This window comes from Vreelandella salicampi, assembly GCF_013415105.1.
GTDB lineage: Bacteria > Pseudomonadota > Gammaproteobacteria > Pseudomonadales > Halomonadaceae > Vreelandella > Vreelandella salicampi.
On record NZ_JACCDF010000010.1, the window covers coordinates 15050 to 38918 of the forward strand.

Below are 23869 nucleotides of genomic sequence, written 5' to 3' on the forward strand. Positions count from 1 at the left end.
GGATTTATTTGGCGATGCGTTTTGCCAATGTATCCGCCAACTTCTCGTTCATGCTGGTAAAGGCCTCGACAGTAGCATCCCAATCGATACAGGCGTCGGTAATGGAAACGCCGTACTTAAGCTGACTGATGTCTTCCGGCACTTTCTGGTTACCCCAGCCGATATTGGACTCGACCATTAAGCCAATAATCGAGCGGTTGCCGTCTAGAATCTGGTTGGTCACGTTTTCCAGTACCAGCGGCTGCAATGCCGGGTCTTTATTGGAATTGGCGTGAGAGCAGTCGATCATAATGTTAGGAGACAGGTCGGCTTTTTTCAGCTCTTGCTCTGCTAGCGCCACGCTGACACTGTCGTAGTTGGGCTTGCCATTGCCGCCACGCAGTACCACGTGGCCATAGCCATTCCCTCGCGTGCGGATGATCGCGACTTGGCCTTCGTGGTTAATGCCCAAGAAATTGTGCGGGCTGGCAACGGATTGCAGTGCGTTAATCGCAACATCCAGGCTGCCATCGGTGCCGTTTTTAAACCCAACCGGGCCAGAAAGCCCTGAGGCCATTTCACGGTGAGTTTGTGACTCGGTGGTGCGTGCACCGACCGCTGACCAGCTAATGCAATCTTGGATGTACTGGGGTGAAATCGGGTCAAGCGCTTCGGTGGCAAGCGGCAACCCGAGTTCGGCGAGATCCACCAGTAGCTTACGCGCGATGTGTAAGCCCTCTTCGATCTCAAATGAGCCATTTAAGTGCGGGTCGTTGATTAAGCCTTTCCACCCAACCGTGGTGCGTGGCTTTTCAAAGTAGACGCGCATCACGATATATAGACTGTCGCTGACGTTATCGGCGAGTTCACGCAGGCGGCGGGCGTAATCCATAGCGGCATCCACATCATGGATGGAGCACGGGCCTACTACCACCAAGAGGCGAGGATCTTTACCATCAAGGATATTTTGGATGGTTTGGCGACCTTCAATCACCGAGTGTTCAGCTTTTTCGGTAAGGGGGACGGTTTTTTTTAGCGCGTCGGGGGTAATAAGAACATCCTGGGCGAGGACGTTAAGGTTGTTCACCTGCTGTTCTGACATCGTGTTTCCTGTGCTTGCGCAGTGGTCGAAAAGTAGCGCCTACTATCGCTCGCTAAGGCAGTAAAAATCAATTGTTACGGAACTACTGGATCACGCAAAATGTCGTTTTCGCAGTTTTTGCTTTGTTTTTGTAGGTGTATAAGCGCTTGATGCCCCGGGCAGAACGCGTAACACTGTTTTTAGACTAACCAAACTCCCAAGGGACGCTATGCTGCTTGCTGTTAATGCCCACACAAAATGGGGACGAAATCGATCTAGGTATGGTCTCTGTCAGACGAGTAGGAGGGGGCGTGTGAATGGGCACCCGTGAAACCGATCAGCAGCTTGTTGAGCGTGCCCAAAAAGGTGATAACAGCGCGTTTGACCTCTTAGTAAAGAAGTATCAGCACAAAATCATAGGCTTAATTGGTCGTTATGTGCACGATCACGCTGAAGTGCAGGATGTTGCGCAAGAGGCTTTCATCAAAGCCTACCGTGCCCTGGCGAATTTTCGCTCGGAGAGCGCGTTTTATACCTGGATGTACCGGATTGCGATTAACACGGCGAAGAATCATCTTGTCTCGCGCGGCAGACGCCCTCCGGGGAGCGATATGGATGTGGCGGATGCTGAGGTTATCGACCAAAGCGGTCGGCTAGCGGATAGCGAGTCGCCAGAGGCAGCCATTGCCAGAGACCAACTTGAGGCGGCCGTGTTCGAAGCCATTGAAAAGCTACCCGATGATTTGCGCACGGCTATTACGCTGCGGGAGTTTGACGGCCTTGCGTATGAAGACATTGCGCAAGTGATGCAGTGCCCTGTGGGTACCGTGCGCTCACGTATTTTTCGCGCAAGGGAAGCTGTCGATGAGTATATTCGTCCGTTAGTGAGTACGGCGCGCAATAGTCGTGACGAATGAACGCATTTTTTTAGCCGGGTTTTGGGTTCGTGTTGAACTGTCTGATAAATACAACGTCATACCGTTCAGACTGCCTTGAAAGGTAGCGACATTTCGACATCATGAGGAAAATGATGTCGATAAGGTCTTGGCCGGAGAGAAGCGGGCCTACTCAACGTTACAAGCTAATGCCGCTAGGGTATGTAGCGGTTAGCAACTAATGTTTCGAGCAAGCTTCTCTGAATCAGTGTGAGGGTGTGAAGTATGAGTCAAAACACGCGGGAGTCGCTTTCAGCCATGATGGATGGAGAAAGCGATGAGCTTGAATTACGCCGAGTGTTAAAGGCACTTCCTAATGATGTCGACGCAGCCGATACCTGGCGGCGTTACCATCTAGCGCGAAGCCTAATGCAACGCGAGCAGGGTGTTGATGTCAGTGTTGACCTCTCCGCTGGGGTCATGGCCCGTTTGCAAGAAGAGCCTGCTCCGCTGGCGGATGCCTCGTTAGAGGGTAAAGCAGACTTACAGGCCAAAGAAAAAGTGCCCACGATCTCTTTCGCGCGTGGCGCCGGTGTTGCCGCCGCTGTGTCGCTGATGGTGATCACCGGCGTGCAATACTTTAATAATGGCTTTGATGATGGTGATAACGGCTCATCTGTTGATCGCTCTGCCAGTGTGGCAAATAATGCACCATCGACCTCGGCTAGCGTTACTCAGCAGGTGCAGCCTGTGAGTTTGGCTTCGTCAGAGCCTTCTCGTGTTGGGGGAGGCGCAAACAACGATATCCCGATGTTTGAGCCTACCCCTTTCCGACTCAATGGTCAGTCGTCTAATAGTGGACTTATGAATGTTAGCGAGGGTGGCTTCTCTGCCGCTCAGTTACCGCCTAATGCGACAAACAGTGTGCAAAATGCGGGACTTGATCTTGAGCAAACACGCTTATTGCGCTCGTATCTTGAGCAGCATGCCCATGGCGCGGCGTATGGCAACAGCGATAGCTGGTTGCCGCTAATGCGTTCGGCTATTTCAACTGAATCGCTTGGGCAGTAGCGAACATAAATAACATGCACGTCATGGTGATGTGTGCCGTTGATGGATATTCAGTACGTAGATAATGCCACAGCCGATGATTCGTAACGTTCGCGCCATCACTTTGACCTTTGCGCTTCACGCTTTGGTGTTGATGGCGTATCCCCTATCAGCATCTGAGCCAGCGCCCAATGCAAAGACGCTGAGCTGCGAAGCGTTGGAGGAACAAACGCCGACCAGTGTTCAACACTGGCTAACCATGAGTTTGTGGGCTAGCCACTGTTACAGTTACCAAGCGCGCGCCGTTGCGATTGACGCAAATGAAGTGCGTACATTAGCCCTTTCACATCGCATTCAAGATGGGGTCCGCCAGCAGGTAGTCCAGTACTTGGATGGCCCTTCTATGAGTATTGAACGCCATGCCCGCGTCGGCCACTGGGGGTGGACAAACGCGCCGGATGTTGAGACTTCCGTCCCGGCCCAGTGGGCAACGCACCTCAGCCGTATCTACACCATCTTGCTTGAAGACGATAAACGGGTCGCCGGGCGAGAAGCGGTAAAAATCACTTTTGAACCACGCGATACAGATCGCTATTCGCATCAGTGGTGGCTGGATGTTGCCAGTGGTCTTGTACTGAAGCATGTAGTGCGAGATACCGGTGGCGATATTTTAGAGACATTTCAAGTAACACAGCTACAAGATCCGGAGCGTTTTAGCGGCGATGTGGAAATCGGTCGCCCAGGTAGAGAACCCAGCGTTGACTGGCAAGTGAATTGGCTGCCCAAAGGTTTTCAGCTGCAGCCCGGTGTATCGCGGGCATTGGCCAATGGGCGCGCCCAGAAGCTTTACAGCGATGGGTTGGCTGCCATCAGCGTGTTTGTTGAGCCTTTGTCTGCGTCATCCCTTTCGCCTGGTGTCCATAAACTAGGTGTTTCGGCGGTGGCGGTTGAACGCCGCCAAAGCTCAGATGCTGATCTTCAGGTGGTAGCGATTGGTGAGGTACCACCTCAGGTCTTGCTTCGCGTTGCCCGCACTGTTGAACTCATTGATAAACCCTCGGAGTAAACATCATGGCGCTAGCATCCTGTGCTTTAAGCACGGCGGATTTGTATCGTGATGCCACGGTGGTGGGGTATAGCGCAACGGGTTTGCGTGTTGAAGTGCAAGCCGATGCTGGTTGTGAGCGTTGTCAAAAAGGTGGCGGTTGTGGGGCGGGGCTTTTAAAGCGCTCCCGGCACTGGCAAGTGGATGTGCCTGTTGTCAATGACCTAGGGGCTAAAAAACGACTCGCACTAGATGTTCTTTTTCCGCTTGGAAGCCATGTGCGTATTCGCATGCCGCGGCGCTCATTAATGCGTTTAGCGCTTTGGGTTTATGCGCTTCCCTTGTTGGCGGCGATGACGTGCGTGGGGCTGCTATCGGCGGTAGAAATGACCTCACGGTGGAATGCACCTGCGCTTTTTTTTGCCACCTTGATAGCCGTCACCGTCGCCCTTAAATTTATGAATCGACGTGATGTGGAACGCTTCCGACCTCGTCTGGTCAATTAATTCTGTCTCTTTATACCCATGACGCTTTGCACCGATGACTCTTGGGTACTGAGTATTCGTTGTCTCATCCACGGCCGGCTTTGGCCTCATCTGATTTTAGGAGCTCTTACATGAAGCGCCTGATTTTCCCCTCGACGTTGTGGCTCTGCTTGGTTGCAGTATTGGTTTTCAGTGGCCATGCCCAAGCGCAGCAGTTGCCTGATTTTACGACACTTGTTGAAGATGCCGCGCCAGGCGTGGTGAATATTTCCACTAGCCGAACGGTACCCAGCCGAGGTGGCTCCTCTTTCCACGGCTTTGGGGAAGAAGACATCCCCGAGATTTTTCGTCACTTCTTTGGTGACCGCTTCCCGGTTCCGCCTGGTGGTGGCCAAGGCCCAGGGCAAGGTCGGAGCGAAGAACGGCAATCGTTGGGCTCCGGTTTTGTAATCAGTGAAGATGGCTATGTATTGACCAACGCGCATGTTGTCGAAGATGCCGACGAGATATTGGTGCGCTTTAATGATCGCCGTGAGTTAGAGGCTGAGATTGTCGGCAGTGATCCGCAAACCGACATCGCGCTGTTAAAAGTTGATGCCAGTGGCCTTCCTACGCTTAACCTCGGTGATTCGGATGAATTGAACGTCGGCGAGTGGGTAGCAGCGATTGGCTCACCATTTGGTTTTGACCACTCCGTTACTGCGGGGATCGTCAGTGCGATTAACCGCACACTGCCACGGGATGCTTACGTTCCCTTTATTCAAACGGATGTGGCAATCAACCCGGGTAACTCTGGGGGGCCGCTTTTCAATTTGGATGGCGAAGTTGTCGGGATTAATTCGCAAATCTTCACCCGTAGTGGTGGGTTTATGGGACTCTCTTTCGCGATTCCTATCAACGTAGCGATGGATGTGGCGGATCAGCTGCGTGATGATGGGCATGTTAACCGTGGCTGGCTAGGTGTGATGATTCAGCCAGTGTCGCGTGACTTGGCGGAATCGTTTGGCATGGAAACCCCGGCTGGCGCGCTGATCGCTGACCTTGATCCGGAAGGCCCTGCGGCACGTGGCGGCCTAGAAGCCGGTGATGTGATTCTTGAGGTTAATGGCGAAGACGTCGAGCGTTCAAGCACGTTGCCGCGTCTGATTGGCCGAGTGGCTCCGGGTGATGAAGTGGATCTGCGTGTGCTACGTGACGGCCGCGAGATCAGTGAGCAGGTCGAGCTGGGTCGCTGGCCCAACAGTGAACAAGCCAGCACTAGCCAGTCCGACAACAGCCAGGTGCGTCTGGGTGTTGCGGTACGTGAAGTTGACGACGCTATACGTGAACAGCTCAATATCCAAGGCGGGGTTGAGGTGACCAACGTTGAGCCGCAGAGCGTCGCGGCGCAGGCGGGTATTCGCCCCGGGGATATCTTGGTCAGTATTGATCAGAAAAGTGTTTCTTCCGCCCAAGAGCTGGTAGATGTCGTTGAGCAGCTGCCGACTGATCGCGCTATTCCGCTGCGGATCTACCGCGATGGGCGCTCGCTTTTCGTAGCGCTGCGTCTGCAGTAGGTTCCGTCTATTCTCAATAAACTCCTCAAGCAGCCCGGCATTTTTGCCGGGCTGCTTGCCGTATGGGCCAACACTTTTGACCCGCCTCTAAGGTGGAGCAAAAGCGTTTTTTGTGAGGCTCAGGCAATTAACGCTTGAATGCGGTCATACAGTACGTTCAATTTATATTTTTCTGTATAATCGCTCACTTTCAGTAAAATGACCTAAATAAAACATAGTTACAGGAAGGAGTGGCTACGTGACGAAACATCCAGAAAACGCCAACGGTAACCTGTGGCGGCGCATTCCTTTGTGGCAAAAAATTCTCGCTGGCCTTTTGCTGGGTATCCTGGCAGGTGCCTTGATGGGCGAAAATGCCAGTATCTTCAAACCTATTGGCGATATCTTCATAAGTGCCATAAAGATGCTGATCGTGCCCTTGGTATTCTCCACCTTGGTGGTAGGCATCACGGCTATGCGCGATCCGCAGAAAATGGGGCGCATCGGTGTTCGCACCATCGGGCTTTATCTCATCACTACCGCTTTTGCTATTTCCATTGGTTTACTCGCCTCGCTAATTTTCCAGCCTGGTGTGGGGCTGGAGATGAGTTTCGAGTCTGATGTGCAAGCCAGTGAAGCGCCGAGTCTCGTTGAAATCCTGGTGGGGCTTGTGCCGCAGAACCCGATTGATGCTCTCGCCAAGGGAAATATTCTCCAAATCATCGTTTTCGCCATTGGTTTAGGCATCTCCTTGACGTTAATCGGGGAGAAGGGCGAACCAGTCATTCGTGTGTTCGAAAGCTTCGCCGAGGCCATGTACAAGCTGACAAGCTTCGTCATGGCGCTCGCGCCATTCGGCGTGTTCGGCCTCATCGCGCATGTTTCCGGTAGTTATGGGCTCGAAGTATTGCTGCCGTTGGCCAAGGTCATCGGGGTGGCTTATTTGGCCAGCGTGTTGCATGTCTTGGTGGTTTATACCGGCTTGCTGTCATTGATTGGCCGGCTTAATCCAGTGCGCTACTTACAAGGGATTCTCGATGCTTTGGTCGTTGCCTATTCGTCGGCTTCATCCTCGGGCACGCTGCCGGTTTCTCTGCGCTGTGCTCAGAAGAATCTGGGTGTATCGGAAGGCGTGGCCGGTTTCGTATTGCCGGTGGGCGCTACCATCAACATGGACGGTACCGCTATCTATCAAGGCGTGGTGGCGGTATTTATTGCCCAGTTGCTTGGCGTTGATCTCAGCCTGATGGATTATGGGATGATTATTCTTACCGGCACCTTGGCGTCCATCGGGACAGCCGGTGTCCCCGGTGCCGGTCTGATCATGCTGTCCATCGTGATGGCCCAGATCGGTTTGCCGTTGGAAGCGATTGCAGTGATTGCCGGTATTGATCGTATCCTGGATATGGCGCGTACCAGTGTGAACGTGGCAGGCGATCTCATGGTCACCACTCTGGTCGGCAAGAGTGAAGGCGAACTCGACGAAACGATTTACAACGCTCGCCACAAGAGCTAAATCCTCGTTAACAGCACCGGAGCACAGCCGGTGCTGTTTTTATTAGGGACTGTTCACGCTTGAGTCATCTACACTTCGACGCGGTTCCTGCCTAAAGATTTTGCCCGATAGAGCGCGTCATCGGCTCGTTGGGCCATAAGTTTTGAATCATCGCGAGGGATAAATTCCGTCACGCCGAAGCTAGCGGTCACGGTGCCGACCTGGTTAAAATGATACGTGGCGATTGCTCTGCGCAACTTCTCGGCGACGTCCCTCGCTGCCTCTAGGCAAGTCTGCGGTAGTATTACCATGAACTCTTCACCACCCCAACGCCCATGGATGTCGATGCTGCGGATGTTGTCATTGACCAGACGGGTAACCGTATTTAAGACATCGTCACCGGCATTATGGCCGAAGCGATCATTGACCTGCTTAAAGTGATCCAAGTCGTACATAATCAGTGAAAATGGCATATGGTAGCGTGAAGAACGTTCGATCTCTTGTTCCAGCAGGCGGTTAAATTCCAGGCGGTTGTTAATGCCAGTGAGACCGTCGGTGATAGCCATCGTTTTCACTCGCTCTTCGGCCATTTTGCGCTGCGTGACATCTAGCAGTATCCCGGTCCATATTGTGGAGCCATCCGGCTCTTTATGGGGCGTAGATCGGCTCTCAATCCAGCGGATTGACCCGTCAGTATGGAGGATACGAAATTCCGAGTAAGCGTATGTCAGGGATCGGGCGGTCTTCTGAATATTGGCCTCGATATTAGCGGCATCCTCGGGAAGTACGTGGGACATGATGTGGTCCGTGCCTGTACCGGACAGCTGTTCCTGTGTCAGGCCGCCCAGTTCGGCGATTCCTTCACTGAAAAAGGGAAAACTGCGCGCGCCGTCCGGTGCCATACGGTACTGGTAAAGCGCTCCGGGCACTTGGGAAGAAATGCGTTGAAGCAGTTCTTCCTTTCGCCGGAGTCGCTCTTCGGTCGACTTGCGTTCCGTAGTATCTCTGACAATGCAGAAAATAAGGTTCTCATTCTTATAAAGTGCCCCATTGTTGCTGAGCTCAGCATCAATAATGGTGCCGTTCTTTCGGCGGTGACGGGTATCAAAATGCTCACTTGAATTATCGACGTTCAGAAGCATTTCCTGCAGCTCTTGCTTGCTGAATAGGGTATCCCAGTCCCACACGTAAAGGTCTTTCATCTCTTCAAGGGTATAGCCGAGCATGTCAGCATAACGCTGATTCGCCCGGTACACGCTGCCATCCTGCCTTAGCACCACCATGGCGTCGCCAGACTGCTCGAACAAGGCGGTCCAGAGAGTCGTTTCGTCTTCAGTCAGTCGTTTCATATCAGCTTCTGAGCGTTATGGGCCAGGCGGGCCTTAAATGGATGCATGCTAACTTTACCATGGGGCCAGCACATGCAGTGCAGATTAGGATTAAGCAAGGCGCTGGCACCTGACGACAGCCAAGCTGGGGCGGTGTACAATGCATCCCAATTTATTTTTTAGCGCTCAATGGGTATGTCTACCTATTTGCACATGGGTGCGTACACATATCGGATTTTAATACATGTCAAATAGTGAAGATGTTAATAAAATCAGCCATATACGTAACTTCTCCATCATCGCACATATCGACCATGGCAAATCCACGCTTTCGGATCGGTTGATTCAAACGTGTGGTGGGCTTACCGAGCGTGAGCTTAAAGAGCAGGTGCTCGACTCGATGGATATCGAGCGCGAGCGTGGTATTACCATCAAAGCGCAGTCGGTAACGCTGGACTATACGGCGCCAGATGGAAAGGTTTACCAGCTTAACTTTATCGATACACCCGGACATGTTGATTTTTCATACGAAGTGTCGCGTTCACTTTATGCCTGTGAAGGGGCGTTGTTGGTCGTAGATGCTGCACAAGGGGTGGAAGCTCAATCGGTGGCCAACTGCTATACAGCCGTCGAGCAAGGGCTTGAAGTGTTACCGGTACTCAATAAGATTGATCTTCCACAAGCTGACCCGGACCGCGTCGCTCAAGAAGTCGAAGAAATTATCGGCATTGACGCGACCGATGCCTGTCAGGTATCGGCTAAAAGCGGGATTGGTATTGATGCGCTCTTAGAGCGTTTAGTGCGTGATATCCCACCGCCCAAAGGCGATCCCGATGCGCCGCTACAAGCGCTGATTATCGACTCCTGGTTCGATAACTACCTAGGCGTGGTATCGCTAATTCGCTTGTTTGATGGCACCTTGCGCAAAGGTGATAAAGTTCAGATTAAATCCACCGGACGCGACTGGGGCGCGACGGAAGTGGGGATTTTTACCCCACTGCGCAAACAAACCAATATTCTGCGCGCTGGCGAAGTAGGCTTTTTGGTCGCCGGCATAAAAGACATTCATGGCGCCCCCGTCGGCGATACCATCACCCATGCCAAAACACCGGATGTCGAGCGCCTGCCGGGGTTCAAAAAGGTAAAGCCGCAGGTTTATGCGGGCATGTTCCCGGTTAGCGCCGATGATTACGAAGACTTCCGTGATGCACTGGAGAAACTGGCCCTAAACGACGCCTCGCTGGAGTACGAGCCGGAAAACTCCGATGCACTCGGCTTTGGTTTCCGCGTCGGCTTTTTGGGCACACTTCACATGGAGATCATCCAGGAGCGCTTAGAGCGCGAATATGATCTCGACTTGCTGACCACAGCCCCTACGGTGGTTTACGAGTTGGCGATGAAAAATGGCGACGTTAAATACGTCTCCAACCCCTCAAAATTGCCGGATTTAGCCGACGTTGAGGAAATGCGCGAACCGGTAGTGCGCGCTAGCATTTTGGTGCCGCAGGAATTTGTCGGCAACGTCATCGCCGAGTGCGAGCAACGCCGCGGTACTCAGCTGGATATGCAGTTTTTGGGTAACCAAATTCAGCTCACCTATGAGCTGCCGATGTCTGAAGTCGTGATGGACTTTTTTGACCGGTTGAAGTCGATCTCTAAGGGTTATGCGTCCTTAGAGTATAATTTTGAGCGCTTTGAAGCGGCCAAACTGGTGCGCCTCGACGTGATGATTAATGGCGATAAAGTGGATGCGCTTGCCGTGATTATTCACCGAGATCACGCCCATTCACGTGGACGTATTCTGGTAGAAAAAATGAAAGAACTGATCCCGCGTCAGATGTTCGATGTGGCGATCCAGGCGGCCATTGGTGGGCAAGTGGTGGCGCGCTCCACTGTCAAAGCACTGCGTAAAAACGTGACAGCGAAGTGTTACGGCGGCGATATCACGCGTAAAAAGAAACTACTTGAAAAGCAAAAAGCCGGTAAAAAACGGATGAAGCAGGTGGGGCGTGTTGAAATTCCCCAGGATGCCTTCCTTGCCGTGCTCAAGGTCAACGACTAGGGACGAGACCCCACCATGGATTTTTCACTACTTCTGGTCATCGCCGTGGCGCTATCCGGCATTGTTTATCTGCTAGATGCGCTTATCTGGCGTCGCCGTCGCCGCGAGCGTGCTGAAAAGGCGGAAGCGGACACGATAGAGGGGCTTGACCCCCAAAGCCGTGAAAAGCTGCTTAAAGAGCCTTGGCCGGTTGACTACGCGCGCTCTTTTTTTCCGGTACTGCTAGTGGTGCTAGTAGTGCGCAGCTTTATCGTTGAGCCCTTTCAAATCCCCTCCGGCTCCATGCGCCCGACATTAGAAGTGGGGGATTTTATTCTGGTCAACAAATTTGCCTACGGCTTGCGGCTGCCGGTAGCGCATACCGAGATACTGGATGTCTCTGAGCCTGAGCGGGGTGATGTGATGGTATTCCGCTTCCCCGAAGAGCCTTCGGTTAACTTTATTAAGCGCGTTGTTGGCTTACCGGGTGATCGCATTCGCTATGAAGGCAAACAGCTTTATATCAATGGCGAAGCGGTACCCAAGGTGCTGCTAGAAGAAGCCCCCGAGGCATCACCTCAACAGCTATTGTTGGCGGAGGAGATGGGGGATGCTGAGCATCGGATTTATAATAATCCGCGCGATCCAGGGCCCCAGCTTCGCACTGTTGTGGTACCCGAAGGTCATTATTTCACCATGGGAGACAACCGCGACCACTCCAACGATAGCCGCTACTGGGGGTTCGTCCCGGAAGAGAATATCGTTGGCCGTGCCTTCGCTGTGTGGATGCACTGGGATGGCGGTTTCCCCAGCTTTACCAGCATGCGGCGCATTGAGTAATACGTGATTGATAATAAAGTGCAAAAATGGCTGTAATCCCCATGTTAATCGTCAATGACGTAGGAGCCCCGTGAGTAATCCCTTGAACGCTTTTTGCCGACGTATCGGCTATGAGTTTAACGATGTTTCGCTGTTAGAGCTGGCCATGACTCACCGCAGCTATGGTGGCCGCAATAATGAGCGCTTGGAATTTTTGGGTGACTCAATTGTCAACTTCGTGATTGCTGAAGCGCTGTTTGAACGCTTTCCTCAAGCCCGAGAAGGGCAGCTCTCGCGCTTGAGAGCCCGTTTGGTGAAGGGGCAGACGCTCGCTGAGTTGGCTCGTGAGATGGCGTTTGGAGAGTGCTTGCGATTAGGGTCTGGCGAGATGAAAAGTGGCGGGCATCGGCGCGAATCTATTCTGGCTGACGCCGTTGAAGCCGTCATTGGTGCTATCTACTTGGATGCGGGAATGGATGCCGTGCGTGAGCGTGTGCTCGCCTGGTATACCCAGCGATTGGCAAACATTTCCCTGCAAGACACGCAAAAAGACCCCAAAACCCGCCTGCAAGAATTTTTGCAATCGCGCCAGGCAGCGCTTCCACGCTATGAAGTGGTAACGGTAAAAGGTGAGGCCCACGCGCAGACCTTTACTGTCGACTGCCATATTGACTTGCTTGATCAGCACACAACCGGCAAAGGGCCAAGTCGACGTCATGCGGAACAGCAGGCGGCTACCCAAGCGCTTAGCTATTTAGAACCCTCATCTGAAGAAAGTGGAGAAACCCAATGAGCCAAACGTGCGGATTCGTGGCGATCGTTGGGCGCCCCAACGTTGGCAAATCGACGTTGATGAACCGTATTTTGGGGCAGAAAGTCTCGATTACTTCCCGGCGTCCGCAGACCACGCGCCATCAGGTGATGGGCATTAAAACCGACGGTGATGCGCAGTTTATCTATGTCGATACCCCGGGCATGCACATCATGTCGAAAGATCGCAATAAAGCGATCAATCACTTTATGAATCAGGCCGCCACGCAAGCGCTGCGTGACGTTGATTGTGTCGTGTTTATCATTGATCGCACTCGCTGGAGCGATGAAGATCAAGCGGTATTAAAGCGTTTAGAGCATGTCAAAGCGCCGGTTATTTTGGCGGTCAATAAAGTTGACCGTTTGCAGGATAAAGCGACGCTGTTGCCGTGGCTGTCAGAGGTGGGCGCGCGCCGCGACTTCGCGGCCATTGTGCCGATTTCCGCCAAGCACGGCACGCAAGTGGATACCCTTGAAGAAGAAGTAGCGAAATACCTGCCCGAGAGTGTGCACTTCTTTCCCGAAGACCAAATCACGGACAAAAGCCTGCGCTTTATGGCGGCAGAACTGGTACGGGAAAAAATCATGCGCCAGCTGGGTGATGAATTGCCGTATCAGGTGACCGTCGAGATTGAAGAGTTCCGTGAAACCGAGCGAGTCACCCATATTAGCGCGCTGATTCTGGTCGAACGCCAGGGGCAGAAAGTCATCTTGATTGGCGACAACGGCGAGCGGATCAAAAACATTGGCCGTGAAGCGCGCCTGGATATCGAGCGCGTACTAGGTACCAAAGTGATGTTGAACCTGTGGGTTAAGGTGAAGCGTGGCTGGTCGGACGATGAGCGCGCCCTGAAAAGCTTAGGCTACGATCTCGACTAAGCGACGTTTCTCATTGAGAGCTTTATGACCCCCGAGCCGGCGTTTTTGCTTCATCGGCGCCCCTACCGCGAAACAAGCGCGCTGGTCGATCTGCTGACGATCAACCATGGCCGCGTGCGTGCCGTTGCCCATGGCGTGCAGCGGCCCGGTTCTAAGTCGCGCCAGCGGCTTCAGCCGTTTACCCCACTGTTTGTTACCTGGCGCGGCGAGCGCGAGCTCAAGCGACTGATGTTGATGGAGTCGCGGGGGCATACGGCTCTGCTCGTGGGTGAGGGGCTGCTGTGCGGCTTGTATGCCAATGAAATTGCTACACGGTTGCTGCCATTAGAAATGCCGGCAGATGAAACCTTTGCGTTCTATACCGCGCTGATGGACGCATTGCCGCTCCCCGCCGAGCGGGCGCTTGCGCTGCGCCGCTACGAGTGGGCACTGCTAGAGGCCCTTGGTGCGACACCGCGTTTTACCACACCCAACGATTTCGCGCTTGACCCACATGCGCGCTATCAATTTGATGCGCTAAACCGCGCTTTCGTTCCCGCTCAACGCGGATGGGAAGGGCGCACCCTACGCTATATTGAGCAGGGTAGTTGGCACCAGCCGGGCCTTGCTAACGCACTAAAAGCGGTGATGCGGGCGGCCTTGGCGCCGATGCTAGGGTCACAAGAGCTACGCTCGCGGCGCTTAATGTTAGATTTAGCTCGGCGGCGTCACGTATCAGCGCCTACTTCAACCGGCTCTTTACCCCCTTCTTAGCCTTTTCTGGCATATTTCATTTTTTGGAGACGTTATGCATCCTCCGCGTATTTTGTTAGGCGTTAATATCGACCACATTGCGACGCTGCGCCAAGCGCGTGGCACACGTCATCCCGACCCGGTTCAAGCAGCCCTCCTGGCTGAAGAGGCCGGCGCTGACGGTATTACCGTGCACCTACGTGAAGATCGCCGCCATATTCAGCCTCGTGATGTGCGCCTGCTTGCCGAGGTGCTCAATACACGTATGAATCTGGAGATGGCCGTCACCGAAGAGATGCTGGCCCTTGCCGAGGAAATTCGCCCGGCGCATGTGTGCTTAGTGCCGGAAAAGCGCGAAGAGCTAACTACCGAAGGCGGCTTGGATGTGGTCGGCGGTTTTGATGCCATTGCAGAGGCTTGCCAGCGTCTGGCCACAGTGGGCTGCGACGTGTCGCTTTTTATTGACCCGGACGAGGAACAAATTGAGGCAGCCGTGCGTGCTAAGGCCCCAACGATTGAGTTGCATACCGGCGCGTTTGCCGAGGCGCGGCCAGGGAGCGATGCTGCCAACGCGGCGTATCACCGCTTGACTCAAGCCGCGACACTGGCCAATGAAGCAGGGCTGGTGGTTAATGCCGGCCACGGCCTGCATTATCACAACGCCGAGGCGATTGCGGCTATCCCCGGCCTGAATGAGCTCAATATTGGCCATGCGATTATCGCCCGCGCGCTGTTTGCCGGCTTGAAAGAGGCCGTGGCCGAGATGAAGCGACTCATTGTCGCCGGGCAAGAGGCGGGGCTAATGGCTGCCCTCGACGCTCACGACCATGATCACGATCATGATGAAGATAGCGGACACCACAACGGCTGCTGTGGGCACGCATGATTGTCGGCATTGGCTCCGATATCGCACGGGTGGCGCGCTTTGAAACGGCGATGACGCGCCACGGCAAACGCTTTGCGGCGCGAATTTTAGGCCCGAATGAGCAGCGCCGCTTTGTTGAGCATCCTCAGCCGGCGGCATTTCTTGCCAAGCGTTTTGCCGCCAAGGAGGCTTTTGTCAAAGCCTTGGGGCTGGGGCTTCGCCAGGGCATACAGTGGGGCGAGATTGAAGTTCTCAACGATACGCTAGGCAAGCCTTTCTTTCAGTTACATGGCGTAGCGGCGCAGCGTGCCGCCGCCGTGGGTGTGGGCAAAAGCCATGTTAGCCTTAGCGATGAAGCCGAATACGCCGTCGCTTTTGTGGTGTTAGAGCAAGCTTAATAGGGGCGAGCTAATCATTCGTTAAGCGCTGACGCTCATCCCGTAGACGTTGCATCGACGCGTATAAGTCGTCCACCAGCGCTTGGGCTTGTGCCATCCCACGCGTGCGCAGGCGTGTCTCTAAGGTTTCCACTAATAAGGCAAGTTCTGGCGCGCCACAGTAGCGGCTGGCGCCGTTAAGGTGATGAACGGCATCAAGCAGTGCCGTTTCATCTTGAGCATTCACCGCTTGGCGAATCTGCGCTTCACTGGCGTCAAGGCTATCGATCAGGGCGATTAACTGAGTATGCGCCCGTGCTAGACTTCCGCCCGCCAGCCGCTCCCCCAGCGTTAAATCTACTATCGCAAGCGTCTCTGGCGTATGAGCGGGTCTGGAGGTGACAGCCTGGGCGGTCGGTGTTTCGATTGTCACGCCTAGAAAACGCTGCAACAGCTGATGCAACTTCGCCTCGTCGATAGGTTTTACGAGTACGTCATCGAGCCCTTCGTTAAGCCACTGTTGGCGTTCGTTGTTAAGCGCATGGGCGGTGACGGCAATCACCGGACAAGATGCCCATCGTCCACCTAACCGGCGCAGCGCTTGGGTTGTTTGTACCCCATCCATCCCGGGCATACGGATATCCATCAACACCATATCAAAGGGTTTAGGGGCGCTTTTGGCAAGCGTTAGTGCCTGCTGCCCGCTTTCAGCAGTGGTGACAGCAATGCTGTCGCGCTCTAACAGCGCCTTGAGGAGCTCTCGGTTGGAGGCCGTATCATCGACCACCAGCATATGAAGATGGTGTGGTTTCTCGTGCGTCTTTGAGGGCGCTGAAAGCGTTGCCTGCGGTGTTTTGAGTAGTTGGCGTTTTAGCGCGCTAGCCAGTGTGGCGCGGGTGGTAGGTTTAGCGATCAGCTCGCCGCCGTGGGGGTAGGTAAGCCGGGGTACATCGAGACTGGCAACGTTAGCTAGCACCAATACCGGGCACGGCGCTGCCTCAATCGTGGCTTGTAGTGTGTTAATGCCAGGCCCGTAAAGTTCTTCGTGAGTGGCGCCAATAATGAGAAGCTGGCTAGCTTCCAGCGCGCTCAAGGGGCGAGACTTTCCGCCCCAGCGTTCGATTAAATGGGTCAGCACAAAGCGTGTTGGCGCATGTGGCTCATGCAGGCAAATGGTAGGATCGGGCAGCGTTAGCTCCACGGGTCTTTCTTTCGCGTTGGGGGCGAGCAGTGGCAGGGTGAAAGCGAACGTAGCGCCTTCCCCCGGCTCGCTTTCGACGCTGATTTCACCACCCATGCGCTGAATAAGCTGCTGGCAAATCGTAAGCCCCAAACCACTGCCGCCAAATTCTCGTGAGTGACTTGGCTCAGCCTGAGTAAACGCCCGAAAGAGCTGCTTTTGTTGCTTATGGCTTAAACCGATACCGGTGTCACTGACGCTGATGCGCAGCATCGCCCGAGCCCTGTTATGCTGAGCGGCAACGTCGCTATCCAGCATCACCCGCACAACGACATCACCGTCATGGGTGAATTTAATCGCGTTGCTAAGCAGGTTGCTCAGTACCTGGTGCAAGCGTAGCGGATCCCCGCGTAGCGGCGTGGGGACATCGTCGTATACCATTGCGATCAGCTGCAACTCTTTGCGTTGCGCTTCCGGCGCGTGGAGGCCTATCACTTCATCGACCAAGGTGACCATGTCGATATCCGCTTCTTCAAGCGTTAGGCGGTTGGCTTCCAGCTTGGAGAAGTCCAACACGTCATTGACCAACATCAACAAGTTGCCACAAGCGCGGTGCACATGCTGCAACCATTCTTGCTGGCGTGGGTCAAGCTTGGAGCGACCGAGCAAACGGCAAAAGCCAATAATCCCGTTAAGCGGGGTACGAATTTCATGGCTCATATTGGCCAAAAATTCCGATTTGACTGCGTTGGCGCGCAATGCATTGCGGTGCGCCATATCGAGCTCAATATTCTGCTCTTCAATGGTCTCCATCGACTCTTGCAACTCGCTCGTGGCATGCTCAATTTGCGACTGCATCTCATGTTGAGCGCGTTGCATGGTCTGAGCCAGCGTATTGATGTTGTCGGCTAACTGTTGATGTTCGCTTGTCGATTCGGGGGCAAGATGAAGGCGGAAATCGCCGCGGGATAGGCGATATAAGGCGAGATTTGCTTCCTCTAGCGGGCGCGTGGCAAAGCGGCTGATAGCAAACGCTAATAAAAACAGCGTAATACCCAGCAGCAGGCCCACCAGGCTTAATATCGCAATCCAGCGATAGTGCCCAAGTGTTAGCGTGCGTGTATCCACCTCAGCCTCAAGCCAGCCGGGACGCGGGGAGTTATCTTCTGCAGGCAATGGCTGGCGGAGTTGCCAAACAGTGGCATCGGTATTTAACTGAAATTCATTAGGGACTTGTGTAGCAGGCGAGGGGGGCATCGTATGACCAAGGGACATCAAACGCTCGCCGTCGGCGTCATAAAGGGCCACGGCGCGTAAATTATTTTGCTCAAGCAGGCGCTGGGTCAGCTGCGTCAATACCTCAGGATTGTCCGCTGCCAGGGCTTGGCTAAGACTTGGGGCGATAAGTTCACTGCTATCTTGTAGGCGCGCTTTGAGCGCTTGGCGTGAGGTTTGGTCGCTGTTCGCCACCAGGAGAACGGCCATTGCCGCGTAGACGCACAGCGGTATGCCCATCAACGCGAAGAGAAGTCGACTATTCAAAGACATGAAAAACGCCCGGTGATTCAAAAAGGTTGCCTATAAAGCCTTGGCTTGCGCCGATATAATGCCGCATAACGGTAATGATAAGGAACGCATGATGAACGATTCCACACGCTATCCCACGCTTGAAGACGTGGTGGGCAATACACCGCTAGTGCGCTTAAAGCGTATCACGGCGGGGCGCAACAATACGCTGTTGGCCAAGCTTGAAGGCAATAACCCCGCCGGCTCGGTGAAAGACCGTCCAGCTCTTTCCATGCTTGTTGAAGCCGAAGCGCGCGGCGATATCGTCCCTGGCGATACGTTGATAGAAGCGACCTCGGGTAATACCGGTATCGCGCTTGCCATGGCGGCGGCGATCAAAGGCTACAACATGGTGCTGGTGATGCCGGAAAACGCCTCAGCCGAGCGCAAACAAGCCATGGCGGCTTACGGCGCGAAGTTGGTGGCGGCGAGTAAAGAGGGCGGCATGGAAGAGGCGCGCGATATCGCCGATGCGATGATCGCCCGCGGAGAAGGCAAACCGCTCGATCAGTTTGCCAACCCCGATAACCCGCTTGCGCATTACCGCACGACCGGCCCAGAAGTTTGGCATCAAACCGGTGGCGAAGTGACCCACTTTGTCAGTTCCATGGGCACGACAGGCACTATTATGGGCGTATCGCGCTATCTCAAAGAGCAGAACCCCGATATTCAGATTGTCGGTCTGCAACCTGCCGATGGTGCGAGCATCCCCGGGATTCGCCGCTGGCCTGAAGAGTACCTTCCGGCCATTTTCGAGTCGCCAAGGGTGGATGTCACGCTGGACATCGGCCAGGAAGAAGCCGAAGCGCACATGCGGCGCCTGGCGCGCGAAGAGGGCATTTTGGCCGGCGTTTCCTCTGGCGGAAGTCTTGCTGGGGCCTTGCGTCTCGCTGAGCAGACCGAGAATGCGACCATCGTGTTTATCGTTTGCGACCGGGGGGATCGTTATCTCTCTACGGGTCTGTTTGCCCCAGAGGTGGAGGAATAGATGGCCATGTTGGGCAAGCGGCGCCCACCACGTCCCGCCTCCAATAAGTCGGGCTTGGCACGCCAAGAGAGTGCCAAACAGGCGCCTAAAGCGGAAACCTCCAGCGAGCAGGTGCTTATTATTGAACGCCTCGCTCACGATGGCCGGGGTGTAGGGCATTTGCCCTCGGGCAAGGCGGTATTTGTTGACCAGGCGTTGCCGGGCGAGCGCATCGAAATCGCCACGCATGTGACGCGCAAACGCTTTGACGAGGCGCACATACGCGAGCGGCTCTCCACTGCCGCCGATAGAGTAACGCCTCCGTGCCCCCACTTTGGCCACTGCGGCGGTTGTGATTTACAGCACCTGAGCGTGCCCGCGCAGCGCGAACACAAGCGTGAGGTGGTGCGTGAGCTTCTCTCTCGCCAAGGGCTTACCTGGCAAGGCGATATCGACACGCTCAAAAGCGACAGTGACGCTTATCGCCGTCGCGCGCGTTTAGGGGTAAACGTGGATCGCGAAGGTCAGGTATTGATGGGCTTTCGCGCTCAGCGCAGCCATCGCCTGGTGGATATCGCGAGTTGCTGCGTGCTGGTGCCCGAGCTGCAAGCGTTAATCGCCCCCCTGCGCGATTTACTGGGCTCGCTCAAGTCGCCCCGCGATATAGGCCACATTGAGCTGCTGGCCACGCCCGACACTTGCGTGGTCGTCGTCAGGCAGCTCAAAGAGCAGCCGCAAGACGCCGAGCGCTGGAAGTCCTTTGCTCAAGAGCAGGGGGTAGCACTAGGAATGCGCTCAGGGCGAGACAACGTTGGGCATGACAGCATTGATCGTGAAAGGATTGATAGTGATAAGCTGGCGAAGGCAAAAAGCCAGGCGGGTGCGCCCGAAGCGCACTGGTTTGGTGCGCCGCCGGTGCTTAACGATACCCTCACGCTGGCTGGGTTTGAGCCACTAACCTTGGAATTTTCCCCGGGCGATTTCCTTCAGGTCAACGCCGACGTGAACCAGCAGATGGTGGCGCAAGTGATACAGTGGCTCGCCCCACAAAAAGGGCAACAGCTGCTGGATCTGTATTCCGGGATTGGTAACTTCAGCCTGCCGATAGCCGCCACCGGTGCCAAGGTGCATGCGGTGGAAGGCAACCCCGCGATGGTGGCTCGACTCGCCGCCAATGCCCACCGCCACCAGCTGCCGGTAAATGGCCAGCAAGCTGACCTGAATTCGCGCGAGAGCGTTAATGCCCTGCTGAAAGTGATACCGGCCGATGCGGTTATTCTCGACCCGCCTCGCGGCGGGGCAGAGAGCGTCTGCCAGGCGTTAGCCAAGCTATCCGCTAAAACCCATCAGCGTCCGCGTATTGCCTATGTTTCCTGTGACCCAGCCACACTAGCGCGCGATGCGGCACACCTTATGCATGGGGGTTACCGTATAACACGCGTTGTCGTGGCGGATATGTTCGTACATACCGCGCACATGGAAACACTGATGCTCTTGGAGCCATCGGTGTAAGCAATGGAAACATACACGTGGTTGAGATGTTCGCCGTTAAGCCGAAAGTCGCGTCCATTTGAGCTATTTTTGTAGGGTGCGTCACTGACAAGACGGCCCGAGAAAGGTGAGTAACTATCATGGTCAAAGTGCGAGAAGACCAGCCGCTCACCCCGAGCGGTTGGGTAGACATTCCGCAGTGGCTAGCGCGTCTGCAAGAGGATGTGCGCCTACGCGACCCTGATCGCATGGCGCAAGCCTGTGAGCTGGCGCAGTCGCTTGAGACTGATGCCGAGCGTGGCCACCGCGCCTGGCTCGACCCCGGCTCGAGCTTTCGTATGGGCCTGGAAATGGCCGATATTCTCGGCGAGCTCAAGTTGGATCAGGCAGCACTGGAAGCGGCAGTGCTCTACCGCGCCGTGCGCGAGGAGCGGCTAAGCTTAGACGCCGTGACCAAACGCTTTGGCGCTGAAGTCGCGGGATTAATTGATGGCGTGCTACAGATGGCCGCGATAAGTCATCCGTATGCGCCCAATCACGCCATGAGTCAGCATAACCAGCAGGAAAACCTGCGCAAAATGCTGGTGAACATGGTCGATGATGTGCGCGTGGCGCTGATCAAGATCGCCGAACGCACCTGCGCGCTACGCCAGGTCAAAGACGCGCCGCTGGAAAAATGCCTGCAGGTCGCGCGGGAAGTCGTTGATATCTATGCGCCACTGGCGCACCGGTTAGGGATTGGTCAAATCAAGTGGGAGCTTGAGGATTTGGCCTTTCGTTACCTGCATGAAGACGATTATAAAACCATCGCTAAGCTCCTCGCGGAGAAGCGTCTTGACCGCGACCGCTACATCCACGACGTGGTGGAAACGCTCAAACAGTTGATGGAAGCGCAGCACATTCATCACTACGACGTGAGCGGTCGTGCCAAGCACATTTACTCCATCTGGCGCAAAATGAAGCGCAAGAAAATCGATTTTTCCCAGGTCCACGATATCCGCGCCGTTCGCGTGCTGGTGCCGGAAGTCACCGATTGCTATACCGTGCTGGGGATTGTGCATTCGCGCTGGCACCACGTGCCTACCGAGTTCGATGATTACATTGCCAACCCCAAGCGTAATGGCTATCAGTCGCTGCACACGGCGGTGATCGGGCCTGAAAACAAGGTGCTGGAAATCCAGATTCGCACCTTTGCCATGCACGATGAAGCCGAGCTTGGGGTGTGTGCCCACTGGCGCTATAAAGGCCACGATACCAACGCCAAAAGCCGCAGTTACGAAGAAAAAATTGCCTGGCTGCGCCAAGTATTGGAGTGGCAGGATGAGGTGGGCGACTTTGGCGACCTACGCGAAGGCCTTTCAAGCGACGTAGCGCCGGATCGTATCTACGTGTTCACCCCGGATGGGCATGTCATTGACCTGCCACGGATCGCCACGCCCATCGACTTTGCCTATCGCGTGCACACCGAAATTGGCCACCGCTGCCGTGGAGCCAAGATCAACGGCCGTATCGTGCCGCTGACCTACAAGCTCAAAACCGGGCAGCAGGTCGAAATTCTCACCGCGAGCAAAGGTGGGCCGAGCCGCGACTGGATCAACCCCAGCCTTGGCTATGTGCGCACGTCCCGCGCGCGGGCCAAGATTCAAGCCTGGTTTAAACACCAAGCGCGGGATCAAAATGTCGAAGAGGGGCAGGCGCTCTTTGAGCGCGAGATGAAGCGCCTGGATGTCGAAGGGCTTGACCGTAAACGCCTAGCGGCGGCAGTCAATTACATTAGCGCGGAGGACATGTACGCCGCACTTGGTGCCGGGGATCTGCGCATCGGTCAGGTGTTGAACCAAGCGCAGCACCTGTTTGGCGAAACCGACGACCAGGAGCAGCTCGACCGCTTGCTGGCCAAGCCCAAGCGCCAGTCGAGCAAGGCAACCAAAAGCGATATTACCGTATTGGGCGTGGGCAACTTGAAAACCAGCATGGCCAACTGCTGCCGCCCAGTCCCCGGAGAGCCCATCGTTGGGTTTATCACCCAAGGGCGTGGGGTGACGGTGCACCGTGAAGACTGCCCCAATATTTTGCAATTGCGCGGCGATGAGCCGCAACGCATTATCGAAGTCGAGTGGGGCGAGCGGGCGCATACCCGCTACCCGGTGACCATCGAAATTCAAGCCTGGGACCGTTCGGGACTCTTGCGCGATGTCACCGGTCTGCTGGGCAATGAGAAAGTCAACGTGCTGGCCGTCAACACGCTTACCGATACCGACGAAGGCATTGCCCGCCTGCGCATCACACTGGAAGTCGATGGGTTGGAAGCACTCGGACGGCTATTCTCGCGGATTCAGCAGCTCCCCAACGTCACCGAAGTGCGTCGGTTACGCAATGCCGATCCGGAAAAAAGTGCTCGCAAAGGAGGCGCATAATGCGTTACCAGCTGGAGGATATGCTCACGCTGATGCAGGTGTTGCGCGACGTTGACCAAGGTTGCCCGTGGGACATCAAGCAAGACTGGGACAGCATCGTGCCGCACACGCTAGAAGAGGCGTATGAAGTCGCTGATGCCATTGAGCGGCGTGCTTTTGATGAGCTTCCCGGCGAGCTAGGGGATTTACTCTTTCAGGTGGTTTATTACGCCCAATTTGGCGCTGAGGAGCGGCGCTTTGACTTTGGCGATATCGTCGATACGCTGGTGCAAAAGATGTTGCGCCGCCACCCGCATGTTTTCCCGGATGGGTCGTTAGCATCGCGGCGCCCGCCCGGCGTTAGTGCCGATGAGGTTCAAACCCAGCAGGTCAAGCACCGTTGGGAAGCGCTAAAAGCCGAGGAGCGTGACGCCAGGACTGCCAATCCGACTTCGGTGTTAGATGACGTGCCGCGCACACTGCCAGCGCTTTCGCGCGCTGCCAAGCTCTCGAAACGCGCCGCGCGTGTCGGGTTTGATTGGCCGGATGCGCGTGGTGTGCTGGCCAAAATTCGTGAAGAGATTGATGAGGTGGAAGCTGCACTTGAAGCCGGCGATCAGCGCCACGCGCAAGACGAAGTGGGCGATTTGTTGTTTGCCGTGACCAATTTAGCCCGCACGCTAAACGCCGACCCCGAGCAGTGCTTGCGTACCACTAATAGCAAGTTTGAGCGTCGCTTTCACCATGTCGAGTGTGGGTTGGCAGCGGAAGGCCGAACACTTTCAGATGCGTCGCTCGATGAGATGGAAGCCCATTGGCAAGCCGCCAAAGCCCAAGAATGTAACGACGCTTAATTTTTTTACTATATAACGA

Annotated in this window: 20 protein-coding genes; 17 read left to right on the forward strand and 3 right to left on the reverse strand. The window is 55.0% G+C overall.

Going from position 1 to position 23869, the window contains the following annotated elements:
* Nucleotides 1–4: 4 nt before the first annotated feature.
* On the reverse strand, nucleotides 5–1081 hold the full coding sequence (locus HZS81_RS11670) for a 3-deoxy-7-phosphoheptulonate synthase (RefSeq protein WP_179930741.1): 1077 nt from the start codon (nucleotides 1079–1081) through the stop codon (nucleotides 5–7).
* A gap of 296 nt (nucleotides 1082–1377) precedes the next feature.
* On the opposite strand from HZS81_RS11670, the gene rpoE reads away from it, so the two are divergent.
* From rpoE to HZS81_RS11700, 6 genes are all read left to right on the forward strand, one after another.
* Nucleotides 1378–1977, forward strand: a complete 600-nt coding sequence (gene rpoE / locus HZS81_RS11675; protein ID WP_179930742.1) for an RNA polymerase sigma factor RpoE — start codon at nucleotides 1378–1380, stop codon at nucleotides 1975–1977.
* A gap of 243 nt (nucleotides 1978–2220) precedes the next feature.
* On the forward strand, nucleotides 2221–3006 hold the full coding sequence (locus tag HZS81_RS11680) for a sigma-E factor negative regulatory protein (RefSeq protein ID WP_179930743.1): 786 nt from the start codon (nucleotides 2221–2223) through the stop codon (nucleotides 3004–3006).
* A 76-nt stretch (nucleotides 3007–3082) separates the two neighbouring features.
* Nucleotides 3083–4051 (forward strand): MucB/RseB C-terminal domain-containing protein, encoded by a 969-nt coding sequence (locus HZS81_RS11685; protein ID WP_179930744.1) that lies wholly within the window; start codon nucleotides 3083–3085, stop codon nucleotides 4049–4051.
* Between the two features lie 5 nt (nucleotides 4052–4056).
* The gene (locus HZS81_RS11690; protein ID WP_179930745.1) at nucleotides 4057–4536 is read left to right on the forward strand and encodes a SoxR reducing system RseC family protein; all 480 of its coding nucleotides are present in this window, start codon (nucleotides 4057–4059) and stop codon (nucleotides 4534–4536) included.
* 110 nt (nucleotides 4537–4646) lie between these two features.
* A complete protein-coding gene (locus tag HZS81_RS11695) occupies nucleotides 4647–6071 on the forward strand; it encodes a DegQ family serine endoprotease (protein ID WP_179930746.1) in 1425 nt (474 codons plus the stop codon).
* Nucleotides 6072–6309: 238 nt separating this feature from the next.
* A complete protein-coding gene (locus HZS81_RS11700; RefSeq protein ID WP_179930747.1) occupies nucleotides 6310–7566 on the forward strand; it encodes a cation:dicarboxylate symporter family transporter in 1257 nt (418 codons plus the stop codon).
* 68 nt (nucleotides 7567–7634) lie between these two features.
* Here HZS81_RS11700 and HZS81_RS11705 read toward each other — a convergent pair whose 3' ends face one another.
* Entirely contained in the window at nucleotides 7635–8894 is a 1260-nt protein-coding gene (locus HZS81_RS11705; protein WP_179930748.1) for a sensor domain-containing diguanylate cyclase, read from the reverse strand.
* Between the two features lie 223 nt (nucleotides 8895–9117).
* On the opposite strand from HZS81_RS11705, the gene lepA reads away from it, so the two are divergent.
* The 7 genes from lepA (at nucleotide 9118) to acpS (ending at nucleotide 15417) form a co-directional block, all read left to right on the forward strand.
* Nucleotides 9118–10935, forward strand: coding sequence for a translation elongation factor 4 (lepA, locus tag HZS81_RS11710; RefSeq protein WP_179930749.1), 1818 nt, complete (start codon nucleotides 9118–9120; stop codon nucleotides 10933–10935).
* A 15-nt stretch (nucleotides 10936–10950) separates the two neighbouring features.
* Nucleotides 10951–11754, forward strand: a complete 804-nt coding sequence (lepB, locus tag HZS81_RS11715; protein WP_179930750.1) for a signal peptidase I — start codon at nucleotides 10951–10953, stop codon at nucleotides 11752–11754.
* Nucleotides 11755–11824: 70 nt separating this feature from the next.
* Nucleotides 11825–12526, forward strand: a complete 702-nt coding sequence (gene rnc, locus HZS81_RS11720) for a ribonuclease III (protein WP_179930751.1) — start codon at nucleotides 11825–11827, stop codon at nucleotides 12524–12526.
* Entirely contained in the window at nucleotides 12523–13422 is a 900-nt protein-coding gene (gene era / locus HZS81_RS11725; RefSeq protein ID WP_179930752.1) for a GTPase Era, read from the forward strand. The genes rnc and era overlap by 4 nt, the downstream gene beginning before the upstream one ends.
* A gap of 24 nt (nucleotides 13423–13446) precedes the next feature.
* Complete coding sequence (gene recO / locus HZS81_RS11730; protein ID WP_179930753.1) at nucleotides 13447–14175, forward strand: DNA repair protein RecO; 729 nt, start codon at nucleotides 13447–13449, stop codon at nucleotides 14173–14175.
* Nucleotides 14176–14209: 34 nt separating this feature from the next.
* Nucleotides 14210–15040 carry a pyridoxine 5'-phosphate synthase gene (gene pdxJ / locus HZS81_RS11735; RefSeq protein ID WP_179930754.1) on the forward strand — a complete coding sequence of 277 codons (831 nt, stop codon included), beginning with the start codon at nucleotides 14210–14212 and terminating at the stop codon, nucleotides 15038–15040.
* Complete coding sequence (acpS, locus tag HZS81_RS11740; RefSeq protein WP_179930755.1) at nucleotides 15037–15417, forward strand: holo-ACP synthase; 381 nt, start codon at nucleotides 15037–15039, stop codon at nucleotides 15415–15417. The genes pdxJ and acpS overlap by 4 nt, the downstream gene beginning before the upstream one ends.
* Nucleotides 15418–15427: 10 nt before the next feature.
* Here the strand turns inward: acpS and HZS81_RS11745 are convergent, their stop codons facing one another.
* Entirely contained in the window at nucleotides 15428–18124 is a 2697-nt protein-coding gene (locus HZS81_RS11745; RefSeq protein WP_179930756.1) for an ATP-binding protein, read from the reverse strand.
* Nucleotides 18125–18215: 91 nt separating this feature from the next.
* On the opposite strand from HZS81_RS11745, the gene cysM reads away from it, so the two are divergent.
* From cysM to mazG, 4 genes are all read left to right on the forward strand, one after another.
* Entirely contained in the window at nucleotides 18216–19130 is a 915-nt protein-coding gene (gene cysM, locus HZS81_RS11750; RefSeq protein WP_179930868.1) for a cysteine synthase CysM, read from the forward strand.
* Nucleotides 19131–20621 carry a 23S rRNA (uracil(1939)-C(5))-methyltransferase RlmD gene (rlmD, locus tag HZS81_RS11755; RefSeq protein WP_179930757.1) on the forward strand — a complete coding sequence of 497 codons (1491 nt, stop codon included), beginning with the start codon at nucleotides 19131–19133 and terminating at the stop codon, nucleotides 20619–20621.
* Nucleotides 20622–20740: 119 nt separating this feature from the next.
* The gene (gene relA / locus HZS81_RS11760) at nucleotides 20741–23017 is read left to right on the forward strand and encodes a GTP diphosphokinase (protein ID WP_179930758.1); all 2277 of its coding nucleotides are present in this window, start codon (nucleotides 20741–20743) and stop codon (nucleotides 23015–23017) included.
* Nucleotides 23017–23850 carry a nucleoside triphosphate pyrophosphohydrolase gene (gene mazG / locus HZS81_RS11765; protein WP_179930759.1) on the forward strand — a complete coding sequence of 278 codons (834 nt, stop codon included), beginning with the start codon at nucleotides 23017–23019 and terminating at the stop codon, nucleotides 23848–23850. The genes relA and mazG overlap by 1 nt, the downstream gene beginning before the upstream one ends.
* Nucleotides 23851–23869 lie beyond the last annotated feature (19 nt).